Source organism: Thermoplasmata archaeon (assembly GCA_035632695.1).
Taxonomy (GTDB): Archaea; Thermoplasmatota; Thermoplasmata; order RBG-16-68-12; family RBG-16-68-12; genus RBG-16-68-12.
The window spans coordinates 1-7467 of the sequence record DASQGG010000143.1 but is presented as its reverse complement, the minus strand read 5'-3'; the positions used below and the strand labels follow the sequence as shown (position 1 = coordinate 7467).

Genomic DNA, 7467 nt, shown 5'->3' with positions numbered 1-7467 from the left:
AGGGCTTGGAGACCACGAAGCCGTCAATCTTGCCGGATCCCCATCCGTGTGCGACTGCAGCTAGGGGTCTGCATCCTTCTCGGCCGTTCGAAATCGTCCGCGGTTGGCCTGGGCCATCATCGTCCTGACGATGTCCGGGCTGTATGACCCGCGTTCCGTCACGATCATCGTGACCAGGCTCGCGGGCACGAGCTCGAAGTACCGGTTCACGACGTCCACGGACGCGGGCGGATTCTCCCACACCTCCCGCGGGTTCATCGGTGGCGATCCGGGCCACGACGCGGCGTCGTGGCGGGCGTCGAACTTCAACGTCTCGCAGGCGACATGGAAGGGCTTGCCATGGGCCTTCGCACCGAGGGCGAGCCCGTAGCTCCCGATCTTGTTCACGACCGCACCATCCCGGAGCACGCCGTCCGCCCCGATGAGGACCGCACTCGCCTCCTCGACGAGACTAGGCCCCAGGCCGTCCGCCGCCAGGCGCGCGGGGATGCCCGCCTCCTGGAGGGCGATGACCAGGAAGCGGCCCTCGAGGAGGGGCCGCGACTCGAGCACGGTCACCTGGGAGATGCGTCCTTTCGCGTGCGCGGCCTGGAGGCACGCGAGGACGTTGTCGCTGAAGCTCGTGGTCACGATGGACGCGTGGTCCGGGACGATCTTCAGGTACGTTTGGCCGATCCGTTCGCGCGCCGTGTCAAGCTCCGCGAGGAGCTGGGCCCGCACGTCCAAGGGCGCGTGGCCCTCCCCGACGAGCTGGGCGAACAGATGTGCGACGTTGTGGACGACGGCCATCGCGGGCTGCGCCTCGGAAATCCGCCGGGCGGCCTCCGCGAGGTCCTTCCCACCGGGGCGGCCCTTCTCCTCGACCACGAGGAGGGCCATGGTCTCCAGGGCGAGGCGCGCGATCCGCGATGCGCCGCTCGTGTGGTCCCCCGCGATCTCCGCAATCGACTCCTCAACGCTGGGGGGCAGCATGCTCCATCCTCGCGTGGTAGTCGGCCAGGCCCATGATGCTCGTGCGGATGCGGCGCTCGAGGAACTCCCGCGTGTAGCGACTCGGGCCGCGGACCGTCATCTCGTACATCTCCCGGAGGACGGCGTCCTCACCTGCGGTCCCAAGCCGCTCCTTGACGATCCGGGACCACGCCGGGTACAGGGTCATCATCCGCTCGATGGCCTCCTTGGGCTTCGTGTGCGGGCCGGAGTGGCTGAACAGGAGGGTGCGCGGCTCGAGCCGGAGTAGGCGCTCGAAGGTCTGCAGGTTCTTCTCCAAGTCGAAGGCGGGCGCGGGGGCCACGGGCATCAGGATCTCGTCCCCGGGGAAGTAGAGGCCCGCCGCGTCGCCCGTGTACACGCACCCGTTGAGGCGGTCCAGGATCGTGAGCTCGTGGGGCGCGTGGCCGGGGGAATCCAGGCACAGGAGCTCGTGCTTCCCCAGGTCGAGCGTGAGGCCGTCGTGGACGGAGACGAGGCGGTCCGCCGGGATGGGCCGCATGGTCCCGAAGTACTCGGCCTCGGGACCGAGCGCGGACAGCGCGCTCGCCACGAGCCGCGTCGGGTCGACCAGGTGCTTGTATCCCCGCTCATGGACGTAGACCTTGGCGTTGGGCATCGACGGAAGGAGGAAGCCGGCGCCCCCCGCATGGTCGAGGTGGATGTGGGACACGATGAGCGCGTCGATGTCTGCAGGCGTGAGCCCGAAGGACTTCACGGCCGCGAGGAGTCGGTCCACCTCGTGGGACGTGCCCGTCTCCACGATCGCCTTCCGGTCGTCGTCGATCAGGTAGATGGCACCGAACCCTTCCTGCTGAAACATCCGGATGTCCGTCAGGTACGACTCTGCGTCGAACGGGAGGTGCTCGAACGGCATCGCGTCCTCGAAGCCTCGGGGGACCATGTACCTTTTCCTCGTGGGTAGTCCGCAGGACGCTAGATACGCCCCTGCTCGGGCCTTAGGGATCGCTGGGCGGCGATGCGCCCCGAAGCTTTTGTAGCCCCGCGCCGCTGCCCCGCGACGCGGCGGTAGCCAAGCACGGAAACGGCGCGGGATTTAGGGTCCCGTCCCGCAGGGGTTCCCAGGTTCAAATCCTGGCCGCCGCATCCCTCCGAGACGGGAATCACTTTTCGAGGTCCACCAGGGCGGTCCGTTCGAGGGCCAGGTCGACCACACGCTCCTCGGGCACCGTGTCGCGCTCCGCGGCGGTGATCCCTAGGACTCCCAGGTCCTTGTCCCGCGCATCGAGTACGGCGTCGTCCCGCGCCCAACCAAGGCGGGAGAGGAGGTCTTCCACGGGGGCGTTTCCGAAGACGAGCACGGCGATGACCCGTGTCCCGTCCTTGATTCCGGCGAGTCGGACGGCATCTGTCACCTGACGCTCTCCGGAGAGGTAGAGCAGCGCTTCCATGGAGAGGGACCGCGTGGCCATGGTCTCAGAAGCCCGCGCGCGTTCCGCATGCGAGGCCGCGGATTCCAGATGCTCCCGGCCGAATACGACGGATGCGTCGGCGAGGAGGACCTCGGAGGTCCGCTCCCGGCCCCAGGCGGCGGCCTGCTGGAGGATCCCGTCGCGGTCTCCCACGGTCCCGTGCGCTCCGGCGCACGCATGGGTCATGCGAAGTCCCCCAGTCCCGCTTGGCCTTCGATCGCCCTCACGTCCACGGTCTCGCCCAGCTGTTCCTTGATCTTCTTCGCCAGGGAGGGACCGATGGCCGGGACGCGCGCGAGGTCGTTCGGATCCGCCTTCTGGAGTTCCCGCAACGTGCGGAAGCCGCATGCGAACAGCGCCCGGCCACGGACGCGGCCCACGCCGCGGAGCGAGATGAGCTCGAGCAGTTCCTCCTTGACGCCGTATTGCACGCGGATCGTGAGCCGCGTGAGGTCGCGGACCTTCTTCTTGTTGAAGATCTTCCCGAGCTCCGCCGTGGAGTACAGGAGCCACTCCGCCTGATCCGTAAGCCGCCGCACATCGCCCGGACCGACGCCGAACTTCTTCGTGACCTCCTCCTCCGTCCGTTCGGTCATCCAATCGTCGAGCAACGTGGCGGTCTTCACCTCCGCCAGGAAGAAGTCGTAGTCCTCCACGGGGAACGTGAGGTCCTCCTGCTCGATCTTCTGCTCCACCCACGCGTAGTCGCCGCGGCGCAGATAGAGCTTGGGCATGTCCGGAGTCGAGCAGATCGTCCACAGGTGGTAGAACGTCCCCGCCTTCGTGGACAGGAGGGAGTCGCGCATCTTGACCGCGCTGAGCGGGTCGATGTACAGGTCCGACGTGCGCTTTCCGAAGAACGTGGGCTTGAGGAAACCGTCCTGGCGGGTGAGGAACTCCTCCTTTGCGAGGAAGTCGAGGACCTCGCGGATCTTCCCGTGGATCGTGGCCACATCGCCCGTGAACGCGAAGAAGGTGCGATTGAAGAAGGCGAACAGGTCCTCCTCCGTGTGCACGTGGCCTGTGGCCACGCTCGCGAGGACGTGCATGCGCAGGGCGGGTTCGGAGCCGAGCTTGGACTCGATCGCCTCGGGCTCGCTCCGGAAGTACTCGTCCATGAGCTCGTCCACCTCGTCGATGTCTTTGGCGAACAGGATGGCCTCGCCGTACGTGTCGTACTTCGGGCGGCCCGCACGGCCGGCCATCTGCTTGATCTCGAGGACCGGGATCGGCGAGAGGCCCATGTTCAGATCGTACCGGTTCAGGTCACGAATCAGCACGCGGCGGGCCGGGGTATTCACACCCATCGCGAGGGTCGGTGTGGCGACGAGGCAAACCAGCTGGCGTCGCTTGAATGCCTTCTCGACGAGTCCGCGTTGCGCGTTGGTGAGGCCGGCGTTGTGGAATGCCACGCCTCCCTCGATGCACTTCGCGAGACGGGCGGCCATCGACGTGGGCTCGTCCTGTTCTCGCGTGATGTTCTGAGCGGTCTTGGCGAGCTGCTCCCTCTGCTTCTCGTCAAGTCTCGACTTCATGTACGTGCCAAGGCTTTTCGCCAGGGCCTCCGTCGAGCGCCGCGTGTTCACGAACACGAGGGCTTGTCCTCCGGATCCGATGATGTCCTCGACGAGACCCGTGAGATCGTCCTCGCCCGCCTTGATCTCCTGGACCGAGTTGTCCGTGAAGTGCACGAGGCCGTCGTAGTACACGCCCTCCTTGAGCGGCACGGGCCGCCAGTCGCTCCTGATGTGCTCGGCCTCGAGCCACCGCGCGAGCTCGTCGCTGTTCTTGATCGTCGCACTCAGGGCGAGGACTTGGGCCTTGGGGTTCACCTGCCGCAGCTTCGCCAGGGTGACCTCCAGGGTCGGGCCGCGGTCCGCGTCGTTGATCAGGTGGACCTCATCGGCGACGACCACGGTCAGCTCCTGGAGCCAGTTGAGCCGGTGCCTCAGGAGCGAGTCCGCGCGTTCCGACGTCGCCACGATCACGTCGAACTTCTCCAGGGACGGATCGGGCGAGTCGTAGTCCCCGATGCTCACGCCGACCTTGAGCCCGACCGATTCGAACGCTTTGAGCTCCTCGAACTTCTCCGCCGCGAGGGCGCGCAAGGGGACGATGTAGAGGGCTTTGCCCCCTCGGAGCACGGAAGCCAGGATCGCGAGGTAGGCGACCAGGGACTTGCCGCTCGCCGTAGGGATGGCGAGGACCAGGTTCTCGCCGAGGAGCGCCGGGCCGATCGCCTCGGCCTGCGGCGGATACAGGTCCTCGATGCCCTGGGCCTTCAGGATGTCCACGATGCGAGGGTCGAGGCCCAGGTCCGCGATGCGCATTTCCCTCGCCTAGCTGGCGAATCGAGATAAACCTTCCTGGGAGGACCGCGGAGGCCCGTCCGTTCCCGGCCCCCCGGTCGCGTCCCGGGATGCGGGCCGTTCCGCCTCTAGTCCTCGGCCCAATTGCCCGTGTTGAGATCGATGGTCTGAATCCTGGCGATTTCACTCCTCGGGATCGTCCGGACCAAGAAATGGCCACGGGAATACAACTCGGAAACTCGAATCGTCTGGGCATCCGCTCCCAAGAAGACACCCATCCTCCTCTTGTCGAGTCCACGATTCAACGTGATTCGGACGAGTTTGCCAGCGAGCTGGGCGTAGTCGTCCCGCTCCATGACTTCGGATTCCCCTCCAGTCGCATGGCGCCTCGCTCCCATGATCTCTTCTCCCGCTAGCACCCAAAGCCTTTAGGGTCTCCGCCCCTTCCGCGATTCGGATGGTGGACCTCCGGACCGAGATCGCGGGCGTGCGCCTGCGCAATCCCACGATGCTCGCCTCCGGGTTCCTCGATGAGACCGGAGGCTCCCTCGTTCGCGTCTACCGCGCCGGGGCCGGGGCCGTGGTGACGAAGAGCATCGGCCCGGAGCCGCGGGAGGGCTACTCCAATCCCACGATCGTCGAACTGGACGCCGGGCTCTTGAACGCCGTGGGCCTGCCGAACCCCGGCATTGCTGCATTCGAGGCCGAACTCCTGGAGGCGCTTGCCGCGAAGGCGGTCGTCATCGGCTCCGTGTACGGCAAGGACGCCGCGGAGTACGCCAAGGTCGCGGGACGCATGGCCGAGGCGGGCGCGGCGGCGATTGAGATGAACCTGTCCTGCCCCCACGCGAAAGGCCTGGGGACCGAGATCGCGCAGAGCGAAGACGCCGTCCAGGAGTTCACGCGGGCCGTGAAGGACGCCGTGGACGTCCCGGTCTTCCCGAAGCTCTCGCCGAACGTCGCGGACATCGCCTCCTTCGCCCTCGCCGCGGAGCGAGGCGGCGCGGACGGGATCGTCGCGATCAACACGGTGAAGGCCATGGCCATCGCTCCCGAGCTCCGCATGCCCATCCTGGCGAACCGGTTCGGCGGCCTCAGCGGCCCTGCGATCCGGCCCATCGGCGTGCGGGCCGTGTACGACATCTACGAGAAGGTGGACATCCCGGTGATCGGGGTGGGCGGCATCGACTCGGGCCACGCCGCCCTGGAGTACGTCATGGCCGGCGCGAGCGCCGTCCAGATCGGCACCGCGCTCGTGGACCAGGGCCTCGCCGTCTTCGAGCGAGCGACCAAGGAGATGGCTTCCCTCCTGGAGGACATCGGCTTCCACAGCGTCGCGGAGGCCGTGGGGGCCGCCCATGGCTAGGATGCAGGTCGTCCCGCTCCTCGAGATCGTGACGGAGAGCCATCACACGATGACGTACCGGTTCCGCGCGGACTTCGGCGGGACCGCTGGGCAGTTCGTCATGGTCTGGATCCCCGGGCAGGACGAGCTGCCGATGGCCCTCTCGTACCTTGGGCCCGTGAAGGGAATCACGGTCCACGCGTACGGCGATGCGACGCGTGCCCTCCAGTCCTTCCGCCCCGGGGACCGGGTCGGCGTCCGCGGCCCGTACGGCAACACGTTCAAGCTCGAAGGCGAGAAGGTCCTCGCGGTGGCCGGCGGCACGGGCATGGCCTCGATCATCGCCGCGGTCGAGGCGTTTGCCCAACAGGGCGCCGCGGTGACCACTGCGGTCGGTGCGCGGACCGCGGAGGAGCTGCTCTTCGTGGATCGCGCGTCCGCGTCCGGGGAGGTCCACGTGTCCACGGACGACGGGACCCGCGGCTTCCACGGGTTCGTGCCCTCCCTCGCGGAGCGGCTCCTGGAGAAGCACAAGTTCGATCAGGTCCTCACGTGCGGCCCCGAGAAGATGATGAAGCTCGTGGTCGACGCGGCGATGAAGCGGGGCCTCAAGGTGCAGGCGTCCCTGGAGCGCTTCATGAAGTGCGGGATCGGGATCTGCGATGCCTGCGCCTTCGACGACCGTCTCGTGTGCGTGGACGGCCCCGTGTTCACGGGAGCCCAGCTCGCGGCCTCCAAGGACTTCGGCGCGTACCGGCGGACGAAGGACGGCCGCCGCGTCGAGCTCTGAGCGCAACCCTTTATCCGCGAACTCCCTTGCCGCGGCCCGTGTCCGATGCCGCCTTCGATGGTTTCGTGAAGAGCATCTTCGACTGGTACACGAAGTGGGACCCGCTCATGGCGACCTCGGTCGGGATCCACCGCTACGATCACCTCCTCCCCAAGGGCACGTACGAGGCCGTCCAGGAGGAGACCCGCAGGACCAAGGAGGCACTGCGCCACCTGGAACGGTTCGATCCCAAGACGCTCTCCCCCGGGAAGCGGATCGACCACGGCGTCCTGCGGAACGCACTCCGCCTCTGGATCTTCCAAAACGAGGAACTCCGGATATGGGAGTCGCGACCCAGCGGCGCGGAGGACCTCGGGAGCGCCGTGTTCCTCGTCTTCATGCGCAACTTCGCGCCCCTGCCCGAGCGGCTGGCGAGCATCACGGGGCGGCTCGAGCGCGGTCCCCAGTACCTCCGGGAGACGAAGAGCCGGGTCCGCAAGCCCACGCGGCTTTGGTCCGAGATTGGGATCGAGTCGGCCCAGCAGACGCCCGCCTTCCTGGGCATCGTCGAGGCCACGGGCAAGGAGGCGCTCCCCGCGGCGGAGTTCGCCAGACTCCAGG

8 protein-coding genes and 1 tRNA gene are annotated in these 7467 nt (G+C 67.4%); 4 read left to right on the top strand and 5 right to left on the bottom strand.

The window, feature by feature from the left end; all coding sequences use genetic code 11:
* Positions 1–60 precede the first annotated feature (60 nt).
* Together VEY12_09210 and VEY12_09205 are read right to left on the bottom strand one after the other, a co-directional pair.
* Entirely contained in the window at positions 61–972 is a 912-nt protein-coding gene (locus tag VEY12_09210) for a hypothetical protein (protein ID HYM40300.1), read from the bottom strand.
* Positions 953–1894, bottom strand: a complete 942-nt coding sequence (locus VEY12_09205) for an MBL fold metallo-hydrolase (GenBank protein ID HYM40299.1) — start codon at positions 1892–1894, stop codon at positions 953–955. The genes VEY12_09210 and VEY12_09205 overlap by 20 nt, the downstream gene beginning before the upstream one ends.
* A gap of 119 nt (positions 1895–2013) precedes the next feature.
* Between VEY12_09205 and VEY12_09200 the strand changes: the two genes are divergently transcribed.
* Positions 2014–2097: transfer RNA gene (locus VEY12_09200), tRNA-Leu, on the top strand.
* Between the two features lie 17 nt (positions 2098–2114).
* Here VEY12_09200 and cgi121 read toward each other — a convergent pair.
* The 3 genes from cgi121 to VEY12_09185 all read right to left on the bottom strand — a co-directional run bounded on the left by cgi121 (position 2115) and on the right by VEY12_09185 (position 5088).
* Positions 2115–2609 (bottom strand): KEOPS complex subunit Cgi121, encoded by a 495-nt coding sequence (cgi121, locus tag VEY12_09195; protein ID HYM40298.1) that lies wholly within the window; start codon positions 2607–2609, stop codon positions 2115–2117.
* Positions 2606–4753 (bottom strand): DEAD/DEAH box helicase, encoded by a 2148-nt coding sequence (locus VEY12_09190; protein ID HYM40297.1) that lies wholly within the window; start codon positions 4751–4753, stop codon positions 2606–2608. The genes cgi121 and VEY12_09190 overlap by 4 nt, the downstream gene beginning before the upstream one ends.
* Before the next feature lie 107 nt (positions 4754–4860).
* The gene (locus VEY12_09185) at positions 4861–5088 is read right to left on the bottom strand and encodes a hypothetical protein (GenBank protein ID HYM40296.1); all 228 of its coding nucleotides are present in this window, start codon (positions 5086–5088) and stop codon (positions 4861–4863) included.
* Between the two features lie 101 nt (positions 5089–5189).
* Here VEY12_09185 and VEY12_09180 point away from each other — a divergent pair, with 101 nt between their 5' ends.
* The 3 genes from VEY12_09180 to VEY12_09170 all read left to right on the top strand — a co-directional run.
* Positions 5190–6098, top strand: a complete 909-nt coding sequence (locus VEY12_09180; GenBank protein HYM40295.1) for a dihydroorotate dehydrogenase — start codon at positions 5190–5192, stop codon at positions 6096–6098.
* The gene (locus VEY12_09175) at positions 6091–6867 is read left to right on the top strand and encodes a dihydroorotate dehydrogenase electron transfer subunit (GenBank protein HYM40294.1); all 777 of its coding nucleotides are present in this window, start codon (positions 6091–6093) and stop codon (positions 6865–6867) included. The genes VEY12_09180 and VEY12_09175 overlap by 8 nt, the downstream gene beginning before the upstream one ends.
* Positions 6868–6905: 38 nt before the next feature.
* On the top strand, positions 6906–7467 hold a 562-nt coding region (locus VEY12_09170; protein HYM40293.1), incomplete at its 3' end, for a DUF885 family protein.